Genomic DNA, 22,829 nt, shown 5'->3' with positions numbered 1-22,829 from the left:
CGAGCGTGCGGCCGCGGCGGTACGGGTAACGAGTGCCCCGTGATCCTGGTACTGCCAGCACCTGGCAGCCGCCGGGCGCGTTCGGGACGATGACCGTATGCCCCAGTCACCGGCAGCGCCCCGTGCCCGGACCGAGCCCCGGGATCCCGCCGGGTCACGCCGCGCCGGCGGGGCCCGCCGCACCGAGCTGGCGGCCTTCCTGCGCAGCCGCCGGGCCCGGATCACCCCGCAGGACGTCGGCATGCCGCCCGGCCTGCGGCGGCGCACCCCGGGGCTGCGCCGCGAGGAGGTCGCGCAGCTCGCCGGGGTCGGCGTCACCTGGTACACCTGGCTCGAACAGGGCCGCCCGATCAACGCCAGCGTCCAGGTGCTGGACGCCGTCGCCCGGGTGCTGATGCTCGACGCCACCGAGTGCGAGCACCTCTACCGGCTGGCCGGCATCCCCTTCGTCCGCGAGCCGGCCGCCGACACCGACACGGTCGGCGCGGAGTTCCAGGGCGTCCTGGACGCCCTCAACCCGCTGCCCGCCGCGATCTACAACAGCCGCTACGACGTCCGCGCCACCAACGCGACCTACCGCACGCTGTGGCCGATGACCTCGCTCGTGGAGCGCTGGGAGCGCAACGTGCTCTACAAGCTCTTCACCGTGCCCGACTGCTGCCAGACCTTCGTCAACAGCGCGGACGAACTGCCGTGGATGGTCGCGCAGGTGCGGCGCAGCTACGGGCGGCACGTCGGGGAGCCCGCGTGGGAGTCCTTCGTCGCCCTCATGATCAAGTCGAGCGCGGACTTCGCGCAGATGTGGGCCAGCGGGGACGTCGCCGCGCCCGGCACACGCGTCAAGGCCGTCCGGCACCCGGCCGTGGGCATGATCACCCTGACCTCGATGTCGCTCAGCATCGACGGCATGGCCGAGCACCGCTACGTCGTGTACACACCGGCCACCGAGGACGACCGGCAGCGCATCGAGACGCTGCGGGCCGTCCCCGACCCCGTCGTGGGCTGCTCCGTCCACGGACGCCGGCTCTCGGTGATCCTCGCCGAGCGCGAGGCCGCGGGCCGCCCCGTGAAATGCCCCCACGAGCTGTGAGCCCCACGCACGAAGGGCGGTGATCCCCCGCTTCTCCGCGGGAGGGCACCGCCCTCGTCTCCTGCTGCTGTGGAGCTACGGGGAATTGAACCCCGGACCTCTTGCATGCCATGCAAGCGCTCTACCAACTGAGCTACAGCCCCTTGCGACGTCAGAATCATAGCCGCTCGCCGGACCGGAACGAAATCGGCTTTTCCGCTGCGCTGGGCGGTGCGCGTTTTCAGGGGCGCGGGGAACTGCGCGCCCAGCCACCCACGTGGCGCGCGTCGTCACCGGCCCGAAGGGGCAGTTCGGTTTCGTACCGGACCACCGGGCCGGTGGTGGGTTGCTCGCGCAGTTCCCCGCGCCCCTGAAAAACGCTCGCCCCGCGGCGCAGGCGCGAGGTGAACACGCCCGCCCGGCGAGGGCTACGTGTCGTCGCCGAGGACAGGCTCGGGCAGGGTGCCCGCGTTGTGTTCCGTCAGCCGCCAGCCGCGAGCGCCCTCGCCGAGGACGGACCAGCAGCAGTTGGAGAGGCCGCCGAGGGACTCCCAGGTCTCGGGCGCGAGCCCGAGGAGGCGGCCGATGGTCGTGCGGATCGTGCCGCCGTGGCTGACGACGACGAGGACTCCGCCGTCGGGCAGCTCGTCGGCCGCGGCCAGGACGACGGGGGCGGCGCGGTCGGCGACCTCGGTCTCCAGTTCGCCGCCGCCGCGGCGGACGGGCTCGCCGCGCTTCCACGCGGCGTACTGCTCGCCGTGGCGGCCGAGGATCTCCTCGTGGGTGAGGCCCTGCCAGTGGCCGGCGTAGGTCTCCTGGAGGGCCTTGTGGTGGGTGACGGGCAGGCCCGTGAGCGCGGACAGCTCGGCCGCGGTGGCGGCCGCCCGGCGCAGGTCGGAGGCGATGACCGCGTCCGGCCGCAGGGCGGCGAGCAGCCGGGCGGCGCGGCGGGCCTGGGCGACGCCGGTCGCGGTGAGCGCGATGTCGGTGGTGCCCTGGAAGCGCTGCTCCAGATTCCACTCCGTCTGGCCGTGCCGCCACAGCACGATCCGGCGGCCCCGGCCGCCGCGCCGGCCGTTCAGCTGTCGACCCTGTCGTCGGCCGCCCCGGCGTGCTCCTTGCCCTTGCCGCGGGTGGCCACCGCGTCCTCGGGCAGCGGGATCTCGGGGCAGTCCTTCCAGAGCCGCTCCAGCGCATAGAAGACGCGCTCCTCGGAGTGCTGGACGTGCACGACGATGTCGACGTAGTCGAGCAGCACCCAGCGGCCCTCGCGCTCGCCCTCGCGGCGGACCGGCTTGGCGTCCAGCTCGTCGCGCAGCTTGTCCTCGATGGCGTCGACGATGGCCCGCACCTGGCGGTCGTTCGGGGCGGAGGCGACCAGGAAGGTGTCGGTGATGGAGAGCACGTCGCTGACGTCGTAGGCGATGACGTCGTGCGCGAGCTTGTCGGCGGCCGCCTGCGCGGCGGCGCGGGTCAGCTCGATGGAGCGGTCAGTGGCGGTCACAGATACGGCTTTCCGGTCGGGGGCTCTACTGCTTCCAGGGTCTCACGACCCTCCGACAGCCCCCGACCGGATTTTCGACCGGTTCAGGAGGCGTCCGGTTTGTAGTCCTTACCGAGCGTGACGGCGATGTCGGCGTTGGACGGTACCTTGCCCTTGGCGACCGCGGTCGGCGGCAGGCCCAGGGTGGCGGCGACGTCCTTGGCCGCCTCCAGCCGCGCGGCGTCCGCGTAGAGGATCTGCGAGGTGCTCTTCGTGGCGCTCGCCTTGCCGCCGGCGACGTAGGTGTACGTGGCGCCGTTGACGATCGCGGCCTGCGCCATCGAGGCGGCGGACTTGTCGCCGGTCGCGTCGGTGATCAGCACCCGCGGCTGGGTCGTGCCCTCGGACTGCTTGACCGTGCCGCCCAGCAGCTCCTTGACGGAGTCGGTGGCGTCGGCGCTGAGGGTGCCGTCCTTCTGCACGGGGAGCATGGTGGTGTCGTACTGGCCGGTCTTCGCCAGGTCGGCGAGCTGGGCGAGGGACGCGCCGAGCTGCTTGTCGGTGAGCGACGGGTCGAGGATCTGACTGAGGGCCTGCACGGTCCTGGTGGCGCCTTCGGCGTCGCTCGGCATCTTCTTCAGGACCGCCTGGAAGACCTGCCCGAAGCGGGCGAGCTGCTTGCTCTGCGGCTCCCCGGAGGCCCGGTAGGTGGCGTACGCGACGGCCGCCTGCCCCGACAGCTCCTGCTGCTTGCCCTGTACGACGACCGTCTTGCCGCTGTCCTTGCCGGTGCCCTTCACCGCGGTGTCGGTGTCCACGTAGACGTCGCCGAGCGCGTCGACCAGCAGCTCCAGATAGGGGCTGTCCAGCCGCCAGCTGCCCTTGATGTCGGCGCCGAGCAGGGTGTTCAGGGAATCCCGCGTCGGGCCTATGCCGTCGTCGACGGACTTGTCCAGGGTGGTGGCGCCGCCGTCGTCGGACGTGACCGACAAGGTGTTCGGCAGCAGCACGGTGGTGCCGCGCTTCTTGGTGGCGTTGTCGACGAGCAGCGCGGTGTCGCTGGGGCCGCCGTCGACCGGGATGAAGTGCACGACGATGACGTCCCGCTTCTGCGGGCCGCCGGCCGCCGTCGCCGCGGCCTTGTCCTTGCCCAGCCCCGGCAGCTTGCCGGCCTGCCACAGGTAGCCCGCACCGCCGATGAGGGCGAGCACCAGCACCAGCACCAGGCCCGTCTTGCGGTTGCGGCTGCGCCGCCGGGCCTCCTCGCGCCGCTCGGTGCGCGACTCGGAGAACTTGAGCCAGTCGATGACCTCCTCCGACTGCTCGGACTCCTCGTCGACGAAGGCGAACATCTCGGTCTGGTAGCCGCCGCGCCCGTCGGGCCTGCCCTGCCCCGCCGGGGGCTCGGTCCGCGCCTCGTCCTGCGGCTCGCCCTGCACGGGCATCTGCCCGGTCTGGTACGCCTGCTGCTGCCCGGTGTCGAAGACGGGGTGCTGCCCGGTCTCGTACACGGGCTGCTGGCCCGTCTCGTACGCCGGCATCTGGCCCGTCTGGTAGGCCTGCTGCTGGCCGGTGTCGAAGACGGGGTGCTGGCCGGTCTCGTACACGGGCTGCTGGCCCGTCTCGTACGCCGGCATCTGGCCGGTCTGGTAGGCCTGCTGCTGCCCGGTGTCGTACGCGGGCATCTGGCCGGTCTGGTACGCGGTGTGCCGGCCGGTGTCGTAGGACTGCGGCTGCGGGGGCTGCTCGTAGTACGGCTGCTGGGGCTGCTGCGGGATGTAGGTGCCGCCGCCGTAGGACTGGTACGGGTCCTGGTAGCCGGGCTGCGGGGGCGGGGCCTGCTGGTGCGGGGGGACGGGGCGGGCCTGCTGGACGTGCTGGCGGGGCTGCTGCGGGCGGGGGCGGCCGTACTCGTCGTATCCGCCCTGGTCGCCGTACCCCTCGTAACCGTAGGACTGCTGCCCGTAGTAGGGCTCCTGCCGGTTCGGGTCCCTCTCGTCGTCTGGTCCACCCTCGGCTTGCTGCCAACGGGGGTTTGCGTCGTTCACGAGGAACCCCTTCACCTGCTGTGGTTCGCGGTGCGTGTTATCCGGAGGCGTCCCGGTAGAGCGCACGCTTGTCGATGTACCGCACGACGCCGTCCGGAACCAAGTACCAGACAGGGTCGCCCTTGGCCACCCGCTGCCGGCAGTCCGTCGAGGAGATCGCCAGGGCCGGGACCTCCACGAGGGAGACCCCGCCCTCGGGGAACCCCGGGTCCGACAGCGTATGCCCCGGACGGGTCACCCCGATGAAATGTGCGAGCGCGAAGAGTTCCTCGGCATGGCGCCAGGACAGGATCTGCGACAGGGCGTCGGCCCCGGTGATGAAGAAGAGGTCCGCGTCGGGGTGCTCGGCACGCAGGTCGCGCAGGGTGTCGATGGTGTATGTCGCACCCCCGCGGTCGATGTCGCTGCGGCTGACCGAGAACGTCGGATTGGACGCGGTGGCGATCACCGTCATCAGATACCGGTCCTCGGCAGGTGACACCGCGCGCTCGCTCTTCTGCCAGGGCTGCCCGGTGGGGACGAAAACGACCTCGTCGAGGTGGAAAAGGCTCGCCACCTCGCTCGCGGCCACCAGGTGCCCGTGGTGGATGGGGTCGAACGTGCCGCCCATCACACCGATGCGGCGTTTGGCGTCGGACATCGTGAGACTAGTCGCGGTTGAAGCGGGTGACCAGCCACAGCAGGACGAGCAGGGCACCCAGCGCGCCGAAGCCGGTCAGGTACGGGCTGAGGCTGGGGTGGTTGCCCCCGTTCTCCTCGGCGAGCGTGGTCAGTGCGGAGACTGCGGCGGGCGACATGTCAGCGGAACCCTTTGCGAAGTCGGGGACAGGCGGCAAGACTCTCGGCACATGGTACGGGCGTGCCCGTGGGAACTTCGCGCAGGCTCCGCGCGTCCAGCTTTATGTACCGGTGGGCTACCAGGGGGTTGGGCCAGTATGTCCGAGTCGCACGCATCAGGGGACGACCGGGTGAGCACGGAGAAGCAGCCGGGCCGCACCCGCAGAAGGTTCCCTGACATCTCGTCACGGGCCTACGAGCACCCCGCCGACCTCTCCGCCCTGGTGGCGCTGCGCAAGCTCACCGGCTTCGACACGGTCTTCAAGTCGCTCAGCGGCCTGCTCCCCGAGCGCAGCCTGCGGCTGCTCTTCCTGTCGGACTCCGTCCGGGTGAGCGACGAGCAGTTCGCCCACCTCAACGCGATGCTGCGGGACGCCTGCTACATCCTGGACCTGGAGAAGGTCCCGTCGATGTACGTGACGATGGATCCGCAGCCCAACGCGATGTGCATCGGCATGGACGCCCCGGTCATCGTCCTGACCACCGGTCTGGTCGAGCTGCTCGACGAGGAGGAGATGCGCGCGGTCATCGGCCACGAGGTCGGCCACGCGCTGTCCGGCCACTCGGTCTACCGCACGATACTGCTCTTCCTGACCAACCTCGCGCTGCGCATCGCGTGGATCCCGCTGGGCAATCTGGCGGTGCTGGCGATCATCACCGCGCTGCGCGAGTGGTTCCGCAAGTCGGAGCTGTCCGCGGACCGCGCCGGGCTGCTCGTCGGCCAGGACCTCCAGGCGTCGATGCGCGGCCTGATGAAGATCGCCGGCGGCAACCACCTGCACGAGATGAACGTGGACGCGTTCCTGAAGCAGGCCGACGAGTACGAGGCGGGCGGCGATCTGCGCGACTCCGTCCTGAAGATCCTCAACGTGCTGCCGCGCAGCCACCCCTTCACCACCATCCGGGCCTCCGAGCTGCGCCGCTGGGCCGCCACCCGCGAATACCAGCGGCTGATGGACGGGCACTACCCCAAGCGCACGGCGGACAAGGACGCCTCGGTCTCGGACGCCTTCCGGGAGTCCGCGAGCCACTACTCCGACTCGATGAAGCGCAGCAAGGACCCGCTGATGGGCCTGATACGCGACATCACCAACGGGGCGACCGACGTCGGCGGGCGGCTGCGCGACCGCTTCACAGGCTCCGGCGCGCAGGCGACCGCGGAACGCCCGGAGGAGTCAGCAGCGGACTCGCCGTCGCAGCCGGATCCCGGCCCTGAGGGCGAGCAGCCGGAGAGCCCGCTGCCGTAGCGGCCGCGCTGTCCGTGGCGGTCGGGGTCTCCGTGGCGGTCGGCGCCGTCGGCGTGTCCGTGGGGGCCGGGGCGGTCGGCGTGCCCGGGTTCGCGGCGGCTCCGGTGCCCGCCGTCGGGTCCACACCGGTGAGCGGGGCACAGCGGGCGCCCGGCGGACGGGCCGTCTCGTACGGGTTGACGCCGCTGACGGTGTCGGGTGAGGAGTGGCCGGCCAGTATCGGGCGGAAGTAGCTCTGCACCTCCGCCGAGCAGGCGAGCGGGCCCGCCGTGACGTCGGAGCGCACGACCTCCAGGCGGTGCTCGCGGAGCTGGTCGTGCGTGAAGTGGAAGGCCATCCGGCGCCGGACGGTGAAGAGCGACACCGGCCCGTCGGGGTCGGCGGCGTCCCGGATGGCGTAGACGTAGGTGTGGTCGGCGACGACCTCCAGCCGGCCGTCCGCCGTCTGGAGGGCGGAGTACGTGCCGCGCACCCGGATGTCGTCCGTCGCCAGCTCCACGCGCTCCCCCGGGTCCGGGTCGAAGCGCACCAGCCAGCCGGTGGCCTCGTGCACGCCGTCCGCCTCGGGGGCGCTGAGGCTGCCGTTGTAGAGGTCGAGCTGCCGGGGCTCCAGCAGGTGCTGCACGAGCAGGGTGTCGCCGCCGGTCACCGTCGCCTCCTGGAGCCCGGAGTCGTCGAGGAAGCGCCGGACGGTCTCGTAGCCGGCCGTCACGTCGTCCGCGTCGAAGCCGCCGACCGGCTCCACGTCCTCGGGCAGCGCCAGGCCCTTCTCACGGCTGTGGAAGTCGGGGCGGGCGGCGGGGGTGCCCGCGAAGGGGGCGTCGGGCGACACCGCGCGCACCGGGCCCGCGGGCACCAGCGGCGTCACGGTGACCCGCAGCTGGGTGCCGGAGGCGGCGTCGTGCGAGCGGTAGGGGTGGCGCACCCCCATGTAGACCGCGAAGGCGAAGGCCAGCACGATGAGCAGCACCAGGGCCGCTGCCTGGCGGGCGAGCCCGCCGGGCAGCGCGTGGCGTACCCGGACCGCGCGGCCGGCCTCGTCCTGCCGTTCGCGCGCGGAATACTCCTGGATCCGGGCAGCCCTCACGAACGATTCGTCGAAGACGACGGATCGGAATTCGTCCTCACCGCCTCCTGAGGCGCCCTCGGGCGTGCCCTCAGGAGGGTCTCCAGGCCCGCTCATACCACAAGGTTATGTCCGCCGGGGCGGGAATAAACTCCCCCGTACCGACCTAGTTGACATCGGATCAGGGCGCCGGGGCGCCGACGACGGGCGGCATGCTCTGCCGCCCCACCTGACTGCCGCTGGACGGCGGCGGATCGGCCGGCCGGCGGGCGCCCGCACCCGCGCCGCGGTAGACCGCGGCGAAGGTCAGGGCGACCACTCCGATGCCCATGACCACGGCGAGAGCCCAGGCCACCGGACGGTGCCAGCGCGTGCTGCTGCCGCGGTAGGGGTGCCCCGCGGCATAGAGGGGATCGGGGGCGAGGTCCGCCGTGTCGTCCAGCTCGGGGACGTCATGGCGGCCGGCCCCGCGCCGCCCGGACCACCCGGGCGCTGCGGCGGGACCTTCGGCGACGGCCAACATCCGTTCCTGGGCCGAGGGCTCGTGGAACAGGGCAGACCGTACGAATTCTTCGTCGAGGACTACGGAGGCGAACTCGTCATCGTCCGGCATCTGTCCAGAGTAATGCGGAAGTTGGCCTTTTGGGCAGGGGAATCCGGGCCGCCCGGGGGTCGGCTGTGCACCCGGACGGCCCAGTGCGCGGGCCTGCGGGCGGCGGTCCAGGTCAGCGGACGTGGCCGTCGCCGGTCACGACGTACTTGGTGGACGTCAGCTCCGGCAGGCCCATGGGCCCGCGCGCGTGCAGCTTCTGGGTGGAGATGCCGATCTCCGCGCCGAAGCCGAACTGGCCGCCGTCGGTGAAGCGGGTGGAGGCGTTCACCATCACCGCGGCCGCGTCCACCAGCCGGGTGAAGCGGCGCGCCGCGGGCTGCGAGGCCGTCACGATCGCCTCGGTGTGGCCCGAGGACCACTGCCGGATGTGCGCGACGGCGGCGTCCAGCGACTCCACGACCGCGGCGGCGATGTCGTACGACAGGTACTCCGTCTCCCAGTCCTCCGCGGTCGCCGCGACCACGGTGGCCTTGGTGCCGGACTCCTTCGCGACGGCCAGCACCCGCGGGTCGCCGTGCACGGTCACGTCGGCGTCGGCGAGCGCGTCCAGCGCGCGGGGCAGGAAGCGGTCGGCGATGTCGCGGTGCACCAGCAGCGTCTCGGCGGCGTTGCAGACGCTCGGGCGCTGGGCCTTGGAGTTGACCAGGATGTCCACGGCCATGTCGAGGTCGGCGTCCGCGTCGACGTACACATGGCAGTTGCCCGTGCCCGTCTCGATCACCGGGACGGTCGAACCCTCGACGACGGTACGGATCAGCGAGGCGCCGCCGCGCGGGATCAGGACGTCCACCAGGCCGCGGGCGCGCATCAGCTCCGTGACGCAGTCGCGCGACTCGCCCGGGACGAGCTGGACGGCGTCCGCGGGCAGGCCCGCGCCCTCGACGGCCTCCCGCAGCACCGCGACCAGGGCGGCGTTCGAGGAGTACGCGGAGGACGAGCCGCGCAGCAGCACCGCGTTGCCCGACTTCAGGCACAGGGCGGCGGCGTCCACGGTGACGTTCGGCCGGGCCTCGTAGATGATGCCGACCACGCCGAGGGGGACGCGGACCTGACGCAGCTCCAGGCCGTTCGGCAGCGTGGAGCCGCGCAGGACCTCGCCGACCGGGTCGGGCAGGCCCGCGACGTGCTCGACGTCCGCCGCGATCGCCTCGACGCGCTCCGCCGTGAGGGTCAGCCGGTCGATGATCGCCGGGCTCGTCCCGGCGTCCGCCGCGCGGGCGACGTCGTCGGCGTTGGCGGTGACGATGTCCGACGTCCTCGCCCGCAGGGCGGCGCTGATCGCCAGCAGGGCGGCGTCCTTCGCCGCGCGCGGCAGCGGGGCCAGCTCCGCTGCGGCGGTCTTCGCGCGGGTCGCCGCGCGGGTGACGGGGGACTCTTCGCCTGACGTCAGCGCATCCATGCGTGCAGGGTACTGAATCGGCGGGGGCCGCGCCCCCGCGCCCAGCGGCTGGGACGGCCCCTCTGCGCCGGGGGGTGAGCGTTTTTAGGGGCGCGGGGAACTGCGCGAGCAACCCACCACCGGCCGGTGGTCCGGTACGGACCGAACTGCCCCTTCGGGCCGGTGACGACGTGACGGCACATCGTGGCTGGTCGCTCCGTTCTCCCCCAGGCTCCGCCTGGGAGGTGCCCCCACGCGCCCCTGGTGGTGCCCGGCGCCGCAGCGCAGAACGCCCGCCCCGCGGCGCACGCCGCAAGCGCGCTCGCCCCGCGCCCCTGGCGTACCGCCCCGCGCGTCAGCGCAGCCCGCGCAGCGGAACGGTCAGAAGGGTCAGAAGGGGTGGACGCCCGCCGGGACAGGGGAAGGCACCGCGCCGGCGGCAAGGCGCTGGTGGTAGGTCGCGCGGTCGATGACCTCGAGGCCCACCGTCTCCCACGGGGGCAGCTTCGCAGAAGACCGGTGCTCGCCCCACAGCCGGAGGGCGAGGGCGGCCGCGTCGTGGACGTCGCGGGCCTCCTCCCAGTAGCGGATCTCCGCGTGGTCCGGGGCGTAGCGGCTGGTCAGCAGGAAGGGGTGGTCGTTCGCGAGCTGTTCGAGGCCCCGCCGCAGCTCGGGCAGGGGCGTGCGGGGTCCCGCGACGCTGAGCGTGACGTGCCACAGCCGGGCCGCGGGCCGCTCCTGCGGGCGGGCCTGGTGCGGCACCACGGTGCCGTCCGGTGCCGCGCGGTCGACGCTGACCAGCGCTCGCTCCGTCGACGTCCTGGTCAGTTGCCCTGGGCGCCCTCGTTTCACCGGCGGCCTCCCTGTGGGTTGCGCCCGCCGCGGCCGGTCCCGTCGGTGCGACGGGAGCGGCAGCAGGGACGTACCTGCGCATCGCATCCTCATCAAAGTTGACCAGGATCGAGCAGGGCGCGGGGGCGTTTTCCGCAAGAAGCCCCGGACGAGATCAGCTCGTGCGCCCCTGGCGCCGCAGCAGTACCAGGTCATCGCGGTGCACGACCTCCCGCTCGTAGGCGGGTCCGAGTTCCGCCGCCAGCTCGCGGGTGCTGCGGCCGAGCAGCCGGGGCAGCTCGCGGGCGTCGTAGTTGACCAGCCCGCGGGCGACGGCGGCGCCGGACTCGTCCACCAGGTCGACCGGGTCGCCCGCGGCGAAGTCGCCCTCGACGCCGGTGAGCCCGGCGGGCAGCAGCGAGCTGTGCCGCTGGGTGACCGCCCGGACGGCGCCGGCGTCCAGCCGCAGCGAGCCGCGCGGCGCGGAGGCGTGCGCGAGCCACAGCAGCCGGTCGGCGGAGCGCTTGCCGGTGCGGTGGAAGTGGGTGCCGGTGGGGCGGCCCGCGAGGGCGTCGGCGGCGTGCGGGGCGGAGGTGAGGACGACGGGGACGCCCGCGCCGGTGGCGATCGCGGCGGCCTCGACCTTGGTGACCATGCCGCCGGTGCCGACGCCGGAGCGGCCGGCGCTGCCGATGGAGATGCCCTCCAGGTCGGCCGGGCCCCTGACCTCGCCGACGCGGGAGGTGCCGGGGGTGCGCGGGTCGCCGTCGTAGAGGCCGTCGACGTCGGAGAGCAGTACGAGCAGGTCGGCGCGGACGAGGTGGGCGACGAGGGCGGCGAGCCGGTCGTTGTCGCCGAAGCGGATCTCGTCGGTGGCGACGGTGTCGTTCTCGTTGACGATCGGCAGCGCGCCCATCGCGAGCAGCTGGTCGAGCGTGCGGTAGGCGTTGCGGTAGTGGGTGCGGCGGCTGACGTCGTCCGAGGTCAGCAGCACCTGGCCGACCCGGATGCCGTACCGCGCGAAGGAGGCGGTGTAGCGGGCGACGAGCAGGCCCTGGCCGACGCTCGCGGCGGCCTGCTGCCGGGCCAGGTCGCGCGGCCTGCGGGGCAGGCCGAGGGGGGCGAGCCCGGCGGCGATGGCGCCGGAGGAGACGAGGACGATCTCGCGTTCCTCGCGTGCCTTGGCCAGGACGTCCACGAGCGCGTCGACCCGGTCGGCGTCCAGCCCGCCGGCCGCCGTGGTCAGCGAGGACGAGCCGACCTTCACCACGACTCTGCGGGCCTGCACCACGTCCTGCCGTGCCGCCGTCGTCACGTCCGCACCCGTTCCCTCGTGTCGCCTTCCGTCGACGGCGTCCGGCCGCCCCGGGGGTCTCTTAGTGTGACCCGAAACCCTGCGGGGCATGGTCGCCATCTCGGCTGCCGAGACGCGCTCGCCGCCGCCGTGGTCCGGTGCCGGGTCGAGCGCACGGGGGATCAACGCCTGGTGAACCCGAGGATGCGGGAAAGCGACGGGACGATTCGCGTGCCCGCGACGCGCCGCGATAGCGTCCGATGCGTCCCCATGTCCCCGGCGGGCCCCACCCCGCCTTCGCCGTCGATCCACTCTGCGAGGTCCGTCCATGTCACCCCGTCCCCGTCCGGTCACCAAGGCAGTCGTCCCGGCGGCGGGCCTGGGGACCCGCTTCCTCCCGGCGACCAAGGCCACGCCCAAGGAGATGCTGCCGGTGGTCGACAAGCCGGCCATCCAGTACGTGGTGGAGGAAGCGGTCACCGCGGGACTGTCGGACGTCCTGATGATCACCGGGCGCAACAAGCGCCCGCTGGAGGACCACTTCGACCGCAACTACGAGCTGGAGGAGGCGCTGTCCCGCAAGGGCGACGCGGACCGGCTCGCGCGGGTGCGGGAGTCCAGCGACCTGGCCACCGTCCACTACGTGCGGCAGGGCGCGCCGCAGGGCCTCGGCCACGCGGTGCTGTGCGCGGAACCGCACGTGGGCGACGCGCCCTTCGCGGTCCTGCTGGGCGACGACCTGATAGACCCGCGCGACCCCCTGCTGGCCCGGATGATCGAGGTGCAGCAGCAGCGCGGCGGCAGCGTGGTCGCGCTCATGGAGGTCGACCCCGCGCTGATGCACCTGTACGGGGCCGCGGCCGTGACGGCGCTGGACGAGCCGGACGTGGTCCGCGTGACCGGGCTGGTGGAGAAGCCGGAGCCGGGGCACGCCCCGTCGGCGTACGCCGTGATCGGCCGCTACGTCCTGGACCCGGCGGTCTTCGGGGTGCTGCGCGACACCCAGCCGGGACGTGGCGGCGAGATCCAGCTCACGGACGCGCTGCGGGTGCTCGCCGAACGGGACGAGGAGGGCGGGCCGGTGCACGGTGTGGTGTTCACCGGGCGCCGCTACGACACCGGTGACCGCGGCGACTACCTGCGCGCCATCGTCCGGCTGGCCTGCGAGCGCGAGGACCTGGGCCCGGACTTCCGGCAGTGGCTGCGCGACTTCGCCGCCAAGGAGCTCCAGGACTGACCCCGCGACGCGTCCCCTTGCGTCCGCGTTCCGCCGCGCCACGCCGCCCCGGTAACGGGGCGGCGGCGGCCCGCGGCCGTAGGATCGTCGGCGCACGACATCGCAAGGGACGTGATCCGCATGAGGCAGCTGGGCGTCTCCGGGGCCTGGGTCGACGAGCCGAAGGTCTGCACCGACAGCCGCGGCAGCTTCCACGAGTGGTTCCGCGGGGCCGACTTCGCCGCCGCCACCGGCCGCGGCCTCGGCCTGGCGCAGGCCAACTGCTCGGTCTCCGCCCGCGGCACCCTGCGCGGCATCCACTTCGCCGACCTCCCCCCGAGCCAGGCCAAGTACGTCAAGTGCGTACGCGGCGCGGTGCTCGACGTGGTGGTGGACATCCGGGTCGGCTCGCCCACCTTCGGGCAGTGGGAGGGCGTGCGGCTGGACGACGAGGAGCACGCCGCGCTCTTCGTGTCCGAGGGGCTGGGCCACGCCTTCATGGCGCTGACCGACGACGCCACCGTGGTCTACCTGTGCTCGGCCGGCTACGCGCCGGCCCGCGAGCACGGCATCAACCCGCTGGACCCGGAGCTGGGCATCACCTGGCCCGCGGGCCTGGAGCCGCTGCTGTCGGACAAGGACCGCGCCGCCCCGACCCTGCGGGAGGCGGCGGACTCCGGGCTGCTGCCGGCGTACGAGGAGTGCGAGCGCTTCCTACGCGGGCTGCGGACCCCGGCGGGGCGCTGACCCCGCGCCCCCGGCGTCCGGGCCGGTGTCAGGGGTGTTCGAGGATGCCCAGCAGGTAGTCGCCGTAACCGCTCTTGCACAGCGGCTCGGCGAGCGCCCGCAGCCGCGCGTCGTCCAGCAGCCCGGCGCGCCAGGCGGCCTCCTCGACACAGCCGATCTTGAAGCCCTGCCGCTCCTCGACCACCCGGACGTACTCCGAGGCCTGCACCAGCGAGTGGAAGGTGCCGGTGTCCAGCCAGACGGTGCCCCGGTCCAGGACCGACACCTTGAGCCTGCCGCGTTCCAGGTACTCCTGGTTGACGTGCGAGATCTCCAGCTCGCCGCGCGCGCTCGGGACCAGCCGGCGCGCCATCTCCACCACCTCGCGGTCGTAGAAGTACAGCCCCGGCACGGCGTAGCGGGAGCGGGGCCTGGCCGGTTTCTCCTCGATGGAGCGCGCGACGCCGTCCGCGTCGAACTCGACGACCCCGTAGTCGGAGGGGTTGGCGACGGCGTGCGCGAAGACGACACCGCCCTCGGGGTCGCGGTAGCTGCGCAGCTGGGTGCCCAGGCCCGTGCCGTGGAAGATGTTGTCGCCGAGGATCAGCGCGACGGGGCCGTCGCCGATGAAGTCGGCGCCGATGAGGAAGGCCTCCGCGATGCCGTTGGGCTTCTCCTGGGTGGCGAAAGTGATGGTCAATCCGAACTGCGATCCGTCGCCGAGCAGCCGTTCGAATTGATTGCGGTCACTCGATGTGGTGATAACCAGGATCTCCCTGACACCCGCCATAATCAGAGTGGACAGCGGGTAATACACCATCGGTTTGTCGAAAACCGGCATGAGCTGCTTGGAGACAGCCCTGGTGATCGGCCACAGACGCGACCCGGTGCCGCCGGCAAGCAGAATTCCACGCACGGAACTCATGATAGTCATGAGCCCCAGACCCCCGCGGCCACGGCCGTCACATGTCACAAGAAAAAGCGCCCATGAGAATTCTCGTCACCGGCGGCGCCGGGTTCATCGGCTCCCAGTTCGTCCGGGCCGCGCTCCTCGGCGGGCTGCCCTCCGGGCCCGGCGCCCGGGTCACCGTGCTGGACAACCTCACCTACTCCGGCAACGAGGCCAACCTCGCGCCGGTCCGCGGCCACGAGGGCCTCACGTTCGTGCACGGCGACATCCGCGACCGCTCGGTCGTGGACGAGGTGACGGCGGGCCAGGACGCGGTGGTGCACTTCGCCGCCGAGTCGCACGTGGACCGCTCGATCGCGGACGCCTCCCCCTTCGTGACGACCAACGTCCTGGGCACCCAGGTGCTGCTGGACGCGGCGCGGCGGCACCGGGTCGGCCGCTTCGCGCACGTCTCCACCGACGAGGTCTACGGCTCGATCGACGAGGGCAGCTGGACCGAGGACGCGCCGCTCGCCCCCAACTCGCCCTACGCCGCGTCCAAGGCGGCGTCCGACCTGATGGTGCTGGCCTACCACCGCACCCACGGCATGGACGTGACGGTCACCCGCTGCTCCAACAACTACGGGCGCTACCACTTCCCCGAAAAGATGATCCCGCTGTTCGTCACCCACCTGCTGGACGGCCGCACGGTGCCGCTGTACGGCGACGGCGGCAACGTCCGGGACTGGCTGCACGTCTCCGACCACTGCCGCGGCATCGACCTGGTGCTGCACCACGGCCGTCCCGGCGAGGTCTACCACATCGGCGGCGGCACCGAACTGACCAACCGCGAGCTCACCGGGCGGCTGCTCACCGCCTGCGGCGCGGGCTGGGAGATGGTCGAGCACGTCGAGGACCGCAAGGGCCACGACCGGCGCTACTCGCTCGACATCGGCAAGATCCGCGCCGAGCTGGGGTACGAGCCGCGCACCGGCTTCGACGCGGGCCTGGCCGACACCGTCGCCTGGTACCGCGACAACCGCTCGTGGTGGGAGCCCCTGAAGGACAAGGCGGGCATCCCCGGATGACCCGCTGGCTCGTCACCGGCGCGGGCGGCATGCTCGGCCGGGACCTGACCGCCGTGCTCGGCGGCGCCCCGGGCGCCGAACCGACCGCGGCCACCCGCGCGGACCTCGACGTGACGGACGCGGCGGCGGCCGACGCCGCGGTCGCCGCCCACGACGTCGTCGTCAACACCGCGGCCTGGACGGACGTGGACGGCGCCGAGACCGACGAGGCGGCCGCCACCCGGGTGAACGGCACCGGCCCGCGCCGGCTCGCCGAGGCCTGCGCCCGGCACGGGGTCCCGCTGCTGCACGTGTCCACCGACTACGTCTTCCCCGGCGACGCCACCGAGCCGTACGCCGAGGACGCCCCGACCGCCCCGGTCAACGCCTACGGCCGCGGCAAGCTGGCCGGTGAGCGGGCGGTGCTGGAACTGCTGCCCGGCCGCGGCTACGTGGTGCGTACCGGGTGGCTCTACGGGGCCCACGGCCGCAACTTCGTCACCACCGTGCTGGGCCTGGCCGCCCGGCGCGAGACCGTCGACGTCGTGGACGACCAGCGCGGCCAGCCCACCTGGACGCGCGCGCTGGCCGTCCGGCTGCGGGAACTGGGCGAGGCCTCCCTCGCCGGACGGGCGCCTGCGGGCGTTTACCACGGCACCGCGTCCGGCGAGACGACCTGGTTCGGCCTGGCCCGCGCCGCCTTCGCGCTGCACGGCCTGGACCCGGAGCGCGTCCGCCCGGCCACGTCCGAGCAGTTCGTCCGGCCGGCCCGCCGCCCGTCGTACAGCGTGCTCGGCCACGACCGGTGGGCGGCGGCGGGCCTGGGCCCGATGCCCGGCTGGCACGACGGGCTGACCGCGGCCGTACCGGCCCTCACCGCGGCCCTGGCGGCGGCACGGGCAGACCGGTGACGACCACGCTCAGGCCCCGCATCTCGCGGCGGGTCGCGACCGCGCTCCCCCGGGGCACCGCGCTGGTCGGCGGCGGTACCGCGGTGCTGGGCCTGGCCAGCTACGTCCACCTGTCGGCGGCCAACCACGCGCTGTCCGGCGACCCGGACTCCACCGCCGCCTTCTCGGTGCTGTGGACGCTGGTCTTCTCGATCGGCCTCGGGCTGTTCTTCCCCGTCGAGCAGGAGATCACCCGGGTCGTCGCGGCCCGCAAGGTGACCGGCGACGGGGCGCGGCCCGCGCTGCGGCGCGGCGCGATGCTGTCCGGCGCGCTGCTGTGCTGCGCCCTGCTGCCGCTCGCGGTGCTGGCCCGGCCGATCGCCGATCTGCTCTTCGGCGGCGGCCTCTCCCTCGTGCTCAGCCTGGCCGGGGCGTTCACGGCGCTGGCGTGCGCGCACGTGGTGCGCGGGGTGCTGGCGGGCCTCGGGCTCTTCCGCGCCTACGGTGTCCAGCTCGGTCTGGACGGTGTGCTGCGGATCGTCCTCTCGCTCGCGCTGGCCGCCGCCGGGGTGCGCTCGGTGTTCGCCTTCGCGGCGGTCCTGACCGTGGCGCCGCTGGTGTCGGTGGCCGCGACCGTACGTCCGGCGCTGGCCGGGGCGGAGCCGGGCAGCCCGGTGCCGTGGCAGGAGATGAGCCGGCGGCTCGGCATGCTGGTGGGCTCCACACTGCTCGCCCAGCTCCTGGTCAACATCGCGGTGATCAGCACCGAGGTGATCTCCACCGGCGACAGCGAGCTGGTGACCGCGCTGCTGGCGGCCCTGGTGCTGGCGCGGGTGCCGCTGTTCGTCTTCGGGGCCTTCCAGGTCTCGCTGCTGCGCGGGCTGTCCACCGCCGCGGCCGAGGGCGACCGGCGCGGCTACGCGCGGCTGCTGCTGCGGGCGGTGACGGTCACCGGCGCGCTGGGGGCCGCGGGCGGGGTGTGCGCGGTGGTCCTCGGACCGGCGCTGCTGCCCGCGCTGCTCAGCGCCCCGGACATCCTGACGGCCGCGGACTTCGGCTGGCTGGCCTTCGGCACCACCGCGTACATGATCGCCATGGTGCTCGGCCAGGCGCTGATCACCAGCGGGGGCGCGCGCGAGCAGCTGGCCGCCTGGACGGCGGGCACCGCCGTGCTGGTCGTCCTCACGCTGAGCCCGCTGCCGCTGCGCGACCGGGTGGAGATCGCCTACGCCGCCGGCGCCCTGGTGGTGGGGCTGTGCATGGCCGGCGCGCTGCGGGTCCGCGCCCGGCGGCTCGGCGGGCGCTGGACCTCCCCGGCGGCGCCGTGAGGCTCCTTCAGCGGGGCAGCCGCAGCCGCCGCAGCCGGGCGCCGAGGACCTGGCGGGCGCCGGCCACGCCGTCGGCGACCCGCAGGACGAGCGCCCGGCGGCCGGTGATGTGCGTCTGGACCAGCAGCACCCGGCCGGTGCGGCGCACCACCACGCCCCGCCCGGCGGGCTGGCCGTCGGCGGCCCGCACCTCGGTGGGGGTGCGCTGCGCGGTGCCCGCGTAGCGGATCTCCGCGCGGATGTGCCAGATCGCGAGCCGCCCGGTCCGGCCCAGCAGCGTGGTGGGCACCTGGACGGTCGCCGTCCAGCCGTCGCCGTCGCCCACCAGGGGCGTCTGCACCGTCACGGGGTGCTCCGGGTCGTCCCGGTCGGTCAGCCGCACCTGGAGCGCCACCGGGTGCAGCGCGGCGAGCCGCCCGTAGAGGTCGTGCACGCGCAGCGCGATCCGGGCGCTGCTGCCGACCTGCACCCGGGCGTCCACCACGGCCGGCAGTTCGCGCGGCTCCAGCTCGGCCAGCTCCGGCGGCGGGGTCTGCCCGTACGGCGGTATCAGCCGCGGCGGGAGGGCGGCCAGCTCCACCAGCCGCCCGACGCCCGCGACGCCCGGCTCGGGGCGCTGCGCGCCGGGCGCGGTGAGGGCGCGGACCATCCAGCGGGACGGCACGGCGGCCAGCTCCAGGGCCGCGCGGTCGAAGCCGGTGACGTACTCCCTGGTGGCCTGCCACCAGTCGGTGACGTACTGCGGGGAGCGCTGCGGCAGCTGGCGGGCGTGCGCCGGGAGGTCGTGGTCGAGGAACTTCGCCTGCGCCGCGAGTGCCAGGCCGGTCGCCGAGGCCTCCCGGAAGATCCGCACGGTGTCGCGGTGCGCGGCCATCAGGTCCCGCCAGTCGCCGATGTCGTCGCCGCGCGGCGCGACCGGCGCGGTGGCCGCCCGCCGCACGTTCCGGACGTGGACCGGGGCGTCGACGTAGGCGATCCGCGGACCCGCGGCGTAGACACGGGCGGTGAAGACGGAGTCCCCGTACAGGGGGGCACCCTCGGGGTAGCGCAGCGAACGGTCGCGCAGGAAGGCGGCGCGGTAGAGCTTGTTGACCGACAGGGTGTCCTTGAGGACCGCCGGGTGGTCGGTGACGCCGCGTATCAGGGTGCCGGGGAAGGTGGCGCCGGGCCCGTAGATCTCCGGCGCCCAGACCGTCTCGCGGCCCTCCGGCAGCTCACGGCGGACGGACCGGCCCGCGGTGACGTCGCTGACGTGCCAGTCGGCGGCGGCGAGCAGCGCCCCGGCGGCGCCCGGCGCCAGCTCGTCGCCGCTGTCGAGGAAGAACAGGTACGGGAAGGCCGCCGCCGCGATGCCGTCGTTGCGCGGGGTGCCGCAGCCGCCGCTCCTGGTGGCCCGGCGCACGACACGCACCCGGGGCTCGTCGCCGAAGGCCGCCGCGAGGGTCTGCGGGGTGCCGTCGGTCGAGGCGTCGTCGACGACCACGACCTCACCTATCTCGGCGCCCTGGGCGAGCGCCGAGCGCACCGCTGTGACCACGTGTTCCGCGTCATTGAAAGAGGTCACAATGACGCTGACGCGTGGCATCGGGCGGTTCCTCGCTTCTGCACCATATGGCGTTTGAGTAAGCTGTCACGTGGGTGAACGCCCACTGTACCGAGCAGGTCTCCGCACTGAACACTCCCGTCCGACGCCCGCAAAACCTCGAAGCCCGGGAAAACGCCCCCTAGGCTGGCCGGAAAGCGTGCGGCGGAGGGTGCCGCCACTCCCCCACACCCACACGCGGCGCCGAAAGTGATCCCCATGCGACTGTCGATCGTTGTTCCCTGCTACAACGAAGAGGCCGTGATCGACCTCTTCGACCAGCGGATCCGTGAGACGCTGGACACCTTGGACGTCGGCTACGAGCTCTGCTACGTCGACGACGGCAGCAAGGACGCGACGCTCGACCGGCTGCGCGCCCTGGCCAAGAACAACCCGGACAGCACGCGCTACGTGTCCTTCAGCCGCAACTTCGGCAAGGAGGCCGGCATGCTCGCCGGCCTGCGCGAGGCCACCGGTGACGCGGTCGTCGTGATGGACGCCGACCTCCAGCACCCGCCGGAGCTGATCGGCCGCATGCTGGAGCTCTACCACCTGGGCCACGACCAGGTCATCGCGCGCCGCACCCGCGAGGGCGACAAGAAGCTGCGCACCGCGGTCAGCCGGCTCTACTACCGCATGATCAACTCATGGGTGGACGTCGAGCTGACCGACGGCGTCGGCGACTTCCGGCTGCTGTCCCGCCCCGCGGTGGACGCGCTGCTGTCGATGCCGGAGTACAACCGCTTCTCCAAGGGGCTGTTCTCCTGGATCGGCTTCGACACGGTCACCTTCGACTACCGCAACGCCGCCCGGGAGGCCGGCGAGACGAAGTGGCGCTTCGGCTCGCTGATCAACTACGGCATGGACGGGCTGATCTCGTTCAACAACCGCCCGCTGCGGATAGCCATCTACACCGGCCTGGGCCTCGCCGCCCTCGCGGCCGTCTACGCCGCGGTCATCACCGTGCAGGCCATCGTCCAGGGCCCGACCGCGCCGGGCTACGTCACCCTGCTCGTGGCGATCACCGGCCTGGGCGGGCTCCAGATGATGATGCTGGGGCTGATAGGCGAATACATCGGCCGTATCTACTACGAGACCAAGCGCCGCCCGCACTTCCTGGTCAAGGAGACCAACGCGCCGCGCGCCTTCCGGGTCGGCGACCAGGCGGGGGCGCCGTACGGCGAGCTGCGCCGCGAGCGGTCCACGGCGGCGGAACCGCCCGAGCCCGCGGAGCGCTCCGGCCCGCTGGGGATCGGTTAGGTTCGAGCGTGCCCAAGCTGTCGCCGCAACTCCTCCAGATAGTCCGGTTCGCCCTCGTCGGCGGTGTGAACACCGCCACGTTCTACGGCTTCTACCTGGCGCTGCATCCGCTGATGCCGTATTTCGCGGCGTATTCGGCGGCCTTCGTGCTGAGCATGATCGGCTCGTTCTTCCTCAACACGTACTTCACCTACCGCACCCGGCCGACGTGGCGGAAGTTCCTGCTCTTCCCGCTGACCAACGTCACCAACTACGTGGTGACCAGCATCGGCGTCTACGCCTTCGTCGAATGGGCCGGGATGAACGACAAGATCGCCCCGCTGGTCGCCGCGGCCGCCGCGATCCCGTTCACGTACCTGCTCTCCCGGCGGATCCTCACCCGGGAGCTTCCCGGCGAGGCCGCCGGGGAATCCGCCGAGGAGAAGCCGGCGGCGACGACCGCCGCCTGAGTCCCGGCCCCGCGGGGCCGGGACCCGTACGGACAGCGAGCGGGCCCGGGCCTCACGCGAACGGGTCGAAGTCCTTGTACTCGTCGTCGGCCTCGTCGTGCGCGGCCTGCTTGTCCCGGCGGCGCTGGGCGGCCGCGCGGGGCGCGTCGAAGCGGTGGTCCTCGCCGCGGCGGCCGAGCATCTCGGCGCCGGCGGCCATCGTGGGCTCCCAGTCGAAGACGACCGCGTCCTCGTCCGGGCCGATCGCCACGCCGTCGCCCGCCTTGGCGCCCGCCTTGCGCAGCTCGTCCTCGACGCCCAGCCGGCTGAGCCGGTCGGCCAGGTAGCCGACGGCCTCGTCGTTGTTGAAGTCGGTCTGCCGCACCCAGCGCTCCGGCTTCTCGCCGCGCACCCGGAAGAGGCCGTCCTCCTCCGTCACGGTGAAGCCGCTGTCGTCGACGGCCTGCGGGCGGATGACGACCCGGGTCGACTCCTGCACCGGACGCGCCGCGCGCGTCTCGGCCACGATCTGCGCGAGCGCGAAGGACAGCTCCCGCAGCCCCTCGTGCGCCACCGCGGAGACCTCGAAGACCCGGTAGCCGCGCGCCTCCAGGTCCGGCCGCACCATCCCGGCCAGCTCGCGCCCGTCCGGCACGTCGATCTTGTTGAGGACGACGACCCGCGGCCGGTCCTCCAGACCGCCGCCGTACGCCCGCAGCTCCGCCTCGATCACGTCGAGGTCCGAGACCGGGTCGCGCTCGGACTCCAGCGTCGCGGTGTCCAGCACGTGCACCAGCACCGAGCAGCGCTCGACGTGCCGCAGGAACTCCAGACCCAGCCCGCGCCCCTCGCTCGCACCGGGGATCAGCCCGGGGACGTCGGCGATGGTGTAGACGGTCGTACCCGCGGTGACGACGCCCAGGTTCGGCACCAGGGTGGTGAAGGGGTAGTCGGCGATCTTCGGCTTGGCCGCGGACAGCACCGAGATCAGCGACGACTTGCCCGCGCTCGGGTAGCCCACGAGCGCGACGTCCGCGACGGTCTTCAGCTCCAGCACCACGTCCCGCGCGATGCCCGGCTCGCCCAGCAGCGCGAAGCCCGGCGCCTTGCGGCGGGCCGAGGCCAGCGCGGCGTTGCCGAGGCCGCCGCGGCCGCCCTGCCCGGCGACGAAGGTCGTGCCCTGCCCGACCAGGTCGGCCAGCACGTTGCCCTTGCCGTCCAGCACGACCGTGCCGTCCGGCACCGGCAGCACCAGGTCCTGGCCGTCCTTGCCGGAGCGGTTGCCGCCCTCGCCGGGCTTGCCGTTGGTGGCCTTGCGGTGCGGGCTGTGGTGGTAGTCCAGCAGCGTCGTGACGTCCTGGTCGACCACCAGGACCACGTCACCGCCGCGCCCGCCGTTGCCGCCGTCCGGTCCGCCCAGCGGCTTGAACTTCTCCCGGTGCACGGAGGCGCAGCCATGGCCCCCGTTACCCGCGGCGACATGCAGCTCGACGCGGTCCACGAAGGTGGTCATGGCGTTTCCTCCAGATACGTACGGGTGTGCGCGCCTCTCGGCGCTGTCATAACACGCCGAGGGC

22 protein-coding genes and 1 tRNA gene are annotated in these 22,829 nt (G+C 73.1%); 9 read left to right on the top strand and 14 right to left on the bottom strand.

The features are described from left to right. Positions 1-97 precede the first annotated feature (97 nt). Positions 98-1,090: a helix-turn-helix transcriptional regulator gene (locus ACH4SL_RS09955; protein ID WP_398443210.1), complete on the top strand. Its 993-nt coding sequence runs from the start codon at positions 98-100 to the stop codon at positions 1,088-1,090. A 70-nt stretch (positions 1,091-1,160) separates the two neighbouring features. On the opposite strand, the gene ACH4SL_RS09950 is transcribed toward ACH4SL_RS09955, so the two are convergent. The 6 genes from ACH4SL_RS09950 to ACH4SL_RS09925 form a co-directional block, all read right to left on the bottom strand. Continuing rightward, a tRNA-Ala gene (locus ACH4SL_RS09950) sits at positions 1,161-1,233 on the bottom strand. Between the two features lie 264 nt (positions 1,234-1,497). Next, positions 1,498-2,151 (bottom strand): histidine phosphatase family protein, encoded by a 654-nt coding sequence (locus tag ACH4SL_RS09945; protein WP_398444081.1) that lies wholly within the window; start codon positions 2,149-2,151, stop codon positions 1,498-1,500. Next, positions 2,148-2,573 carry a ribosome silencing factor gene (rsfS, locus tag ACH4SL_RS09940; RefSeq protein ID WP_398443208.1) on the bottom strand — a complete coding sequence of 142 codons (426 nt, stop codon included), beginning with the start codon at positions 2,571-2,573 and terminating at the stop codon, positions 2,148-2,150. The genes ACH4SL_RS09945 and rsfS overlap by 4 nt, the downstream gene beginning before the upstream one ends. 83 nt (positions 2,574-2,656) lie before the next feature. Then, positions 2,657-4,600, bottom strand: a complete 1,944-nt coding sequence (locus ACH4SL_RS09935) for a LytR C-terminal domain-containing protein (RefSeq protein WP_398443205.1) — start codon at positions 4,598-4,600, stop codon at positions 2,657-2,659. 37 nt (positions 4,601-4,637) lie between these two features. Further along, complete coding sequence (gene nadD, locus ACH4SL_RS09930) at positions 4,638-5,240, bottom strand: nicotinate-nucleotide adenylyltransferase (protein ID WP_398443203.1); 603 nt, start codon at positions 5,238-5,240, stop codon at positions 4,638-4,640. 7 nt (positions 5,241-5,247) lie between these two features. Next, a complete protein-coding gene (locus tag ACH4SL_RS09925; RefSeq protein WP_031514480.1) occupies positions 5,248-5,397 on the bottom strand; it encodes a hypothetical protein in 150 nt (49 codons plus the stop codon). A 171-nt stretch (positions 5,398-5,568) separates the two neighbouring features. Between ACH4SL_RS09925 and ACH4SL_RS09920 the strand changes: the two genes are divergently transcribed. After that, positions 5,569-6,684: a M48 family metallopeptidase gene (locus ACH4SL_RS09920; RefSeq protein ID WP_398443200.1), complete on the top strand. Its 1,116-nt coding sequence runs from the start codon at positions 5,569-5,571 to the stop codon at positions 6,682-6,684. On the opposite strand, the gene ACH4SL_RS09915 is transcribed toward ACH4SL_RS09920, so the two are convergent. The 5 genes from ACH4SL_RS09915 to proB form a co-directional block, all read right to left on the bottom strand. Continuing rightward, positions 6,569-7,867, bottom strand: coding sequence for a hypothetical protein (locus ACH4SL_RS09915; protein ID WP_398443198.1), 1,299 nt, complete (start codon positions 7,865-7,867; stop codon positions 6,569-6,571). The genes ACH4SL_RS09920 and ACH4SL_RS09915 overlap by 116 nt on opposite strands. Positions 7,868-7,931: 64 nt before the next feature. After that, a complete protein-coding gene (locus ACH4SL_RS09910) occupies positions 7,932-8,363 on the bottom strand; it encodes a hypothetical protein (protein ID WP_398443196.1) in 432 nt (143 codons plus the stop codon). Positions 8,364-8,475: 112 nt separating this feature from the next. Further along, positions 8,476-9,762 (bottom strand): glutamate-5-semialdehyde dehydrogenase, encoded by a 1,287-nt coding sequence (locus ACH4SL_RS09905; RefSeq protein WP_398443194.1) that lies wholly within the window; start codon positions 9,760-9,762, stop codon positions 8,476-8,478. Between the two features lie 369 nt (positions 9,763-10,131). Next, entirely contained in the window at positions 10,132-10,593 is a 462-nt protein-coding gene (locus ACH4SL_RS09900; RefSeq protein ID WP_398443192.1) for a hypothetical protein, read from the bottom strand. 154 nt (positions 10,594-10,747) lie between these two features. Next, positions 10,748-11,863: a glutamate 5-kinase gene (proB, locus tag ACH4SL_RS09895; RefSeq protein WP_398444079.1), complete on the bottom strand. Its 1,116-nt coding sequence runs from the start codon at positions 11,861-11,863 to the stop codon at positions 10,748-10,750. Between the two features lie 331 nt (positions 11,864-12,194). On the opposite strand from proB, the gene ACH4SL_RS09890 reads away from it, so the two are divergent. After that, positions 12,195-13,103 (top strand): UTP--glucose-1-phosphate uridylyltransferase, encoded by a 909-nt coding sequence (locus ACH4SL_RS09890; RefSeq protein ID WP_398443190.1) that lies wholly within the window; start codon positions 12,195-12,197, stop codon positions 13,101-13,103. 120 nt (positions 13,104-13,223) lie between these two features. Then, positions 13,224-13,829, top strand: coding sequence for a dTDP-4-dehydrorhamnose 3,5-epimerase (gene rfbC, locus ACH4SL_RS09885; RefSeq protein ID WP_398443188.1), 606 nt, complete (start codon positions 13,224-13,226; stop codon positions 13,827-13,829). Positions 13,830-13,857: 28 nt separating this feature from the next. Here the strand turns inward: rfbC and rfbA are convergent, their stop codons facing one another. After that, positions 13,858-14,724 carry a glucose-1-phosphate thymidylyltransferase RfbA gene (gene rfbA, locus ACH4SL_RS09880; protein WP_398443186.1) on the bottom strand — a complete coding sequence of 289 codons (867 nt, stop codon included), beginning with the start codon at positions 14,722-14,724 and terminating at the stop codon, positions 13,858-13,860. Between the two features lie 71 nt (positions 14,725-14,795). On the opposite strand from rfbA, the gene rfbB reads away from it, so the two are divergent. From rfbB to ACH4SL_RS09865, 3 genes are read left to right on the top strand one after another with little or no spacing between them, the layout of a single operon-like run. Further along, positions 14,796-15,785, top strand: coding sequence for a dTDP-glucose 4,6-dehydratase (gene rfbB, locus ACH4SL_RS09875; protein ID WP_398443184.1), 990 nt, complete (start codon positions 14,796-14,798; stop codon positions 15,783-15,785). After that, positions 15,782-16,675, top strand: a complete 894-nt coding sequence (gene rfbD, locus ACH4SL_RS09870) for a dTDP-4-dehydrorhamnose reductase (RefSeq protein WP_398443182.1) — start codon at positions 15,782-15,784, stop codon at positions 16,673-16,675. Before rfbB ends, rfbD begins: the two co-directional genes overlap by 4 nt. Beyond that, on the top strand, positions 16,672-17,982 hold the full coding sequence (locus ACH4SL_RS09865; protein WP_398443180.1) for a hypothetical protein: 1,311 nt from the start codon (positions 16,672-16,674) through the stop codon (positions 17,980-17,982). The genes rfbD and ACH4SL_RS09865 overlap by 4 nt, the downstream gene beginning before the upstream one ends. Before the next feature lie 7 nt (positions 17,983-17,989). Here the strand turns inward: ACH4SL_RS09865 and ACH4SL_RS09860 are convergent, their stop codons facing one another. After that, the gene (locus ACH4SL_RS09860; RefSeq protein WP_398443178.1) at positions 17,990-19,567 is read right to left on the bottom strand and encodes a glycosyltransferase family 2 protein; all 1,578 of its coding nucleotides are present in this window, start codon (positions 19,565-19,567) and stop codon (positions 17,990-17,992) included. Positions 19,568-19,783: 216 nt separating this feature from the next. Between ACH4SL_RS09860 and ACH4SL_RS09855 the strand changes: the two genes are divergently transcribed. After that, positions 19,784-20,824: a glycosyltransferase family 2 protein gene (locus ACH4SL_RS09855; RefSeq protein WP_398443176.1), complete on the top strand. Its 1,041-nt coding sequence runs from the start codon at positions 19,784-19,786 to the stop codon at positions 20,822-20,824. 8 nt (positions 20,825-20,832) lie between these two features. After that, on the top strand, positions 20,833-21,273 hold the full coding sequence (locus tag ACH4SL_RS09850; protein WP_398443174.1) for a GtrA family protein: 441 nt from the start codon (positions 20,833-20,835) through the stop codon (positions 21,271-21,273). A 52-nt stretch (positions 21,274-21,325) separates the two neighbouring features. Here ACH4SL_RS09850 and obgE read toward each other — a convergent pair whose 3' ends face one another. Then, entirely contained in the window at positions 21,326-22,765 is a 1,440-nt protein-coding gene (obgE, locus tag ACH4SL_RS09845) for a GTPase ObgE (protein WP_398443172.1), read from the bottom strand. Positions 22,766-22,829: the final 64 nt, after the last annotated feature.

The sequence above is a fragment of the Streptomyces sp. NPDC021020 genome, from assembly GCF_044333285.1.
In the GTDB taxonomy this organism is placed as follows: domain Bacteria; phylum Actinomycetota; class Actinomycetes; order Streptomycetales; family Streptomycetaceae; genus Actinacidiphila.
This window is presented reverse-complemented; position numbering and strand designations above follow the sequence as displayed.

Bases quoted from the DNA above. Each gene is read 5' to 3' on its own strand.
- rfbC (WP_398443188.1), top strand. From the start codon at position 13,224: ATGAGGCAGCTGGGCGTCTCCGGGGCCTGGGTCGACGAGCCGAAGGTC.
- ACH4SL_RS09955 (WP_398443210.1), top strand. From the start codon at position 98: ATGCCCCAGTCACCGGCAGCGCCCCGTGCCCGGACCGAGCCCCGGGAT.
- ACH4SL_RS09855 (WP_398443176.1), top strand. From the start codon at position 19,784: ATGCGACTGTCGATCGTTGTTCCCTGCTACAACGAAGAGGCCGTGATC.
- ACH4SL_RS09860 (WP_398443178.1), bottom strand. From the start codon at position 19,567: ATGCCACGCGTCAGCGTCATTGTGACCTCTTTCAATGACGCGGAACAC.
- ACH4SL_RS09925 (WP_031514480.1), bottom strand. From the start codon at position 5,397: ATGTCGCCCGCCGCAGTCTCCGCACTGACCACGCTCGCCGAGGAGAAC.
- ACH4SL_RS09915 (WP_398443198.1), bottom strand. From the start codon at position 7,867: ATGAGCGGGCCTGGAGACCCTCCTGAGGGCACGCCCGAGGGCGCCTCA.
- ACH4SL_RS09890 (WP_398443190.1), top strand. From the start codon at position 12,195: ATGTCACCCCGTCCCCGTCCGGTCACCAAGGCAGTCGTCCCGGCGGCG.
- ACH4SL_RS09910 (WP_398443196.1), bottom strand. From the start codon at position 8,363: ATGCCGGACGATGACGAGTTCGCCTCCGTAGTCCTCGACGAAGAATTC.
- nadD (WP_398443203.1), bottom strand. From the start codon at position 5,240: ATGTCCGACGCCAAACGCCGCATCGGTGTGATGGGCGGCACGTTCGAC.
- ACH4SL_RS09905 (WP_398443194.1), bottom strand. From the start codon at position 9,762: ATGGATGCGCTGACGTCAGGCGAAGAGTCCCCCGTCACCCGCGCGGCG.
- rfbB (WP_398443184.1), top strand. From the start codon at position 14,796: ATGAGAATTCTCGTCACCGGCGGCGCCGGGTTCATCGGCTCCCAGTTC.
- rfbD (WP_398443182.1), top strand. From the start codon at position 15,782: ATGACCCGCTGGCTCGTCACCGGCGCGGGCGGCATGCTCGGCCGGGAC.
- obgE (WP_398443172.1), bottom strand. From the start codon at position 22,765: ATGACCACCTTCGTGGACCGCGTCGAGCTGCATGTCGCCGCGGGTAAC.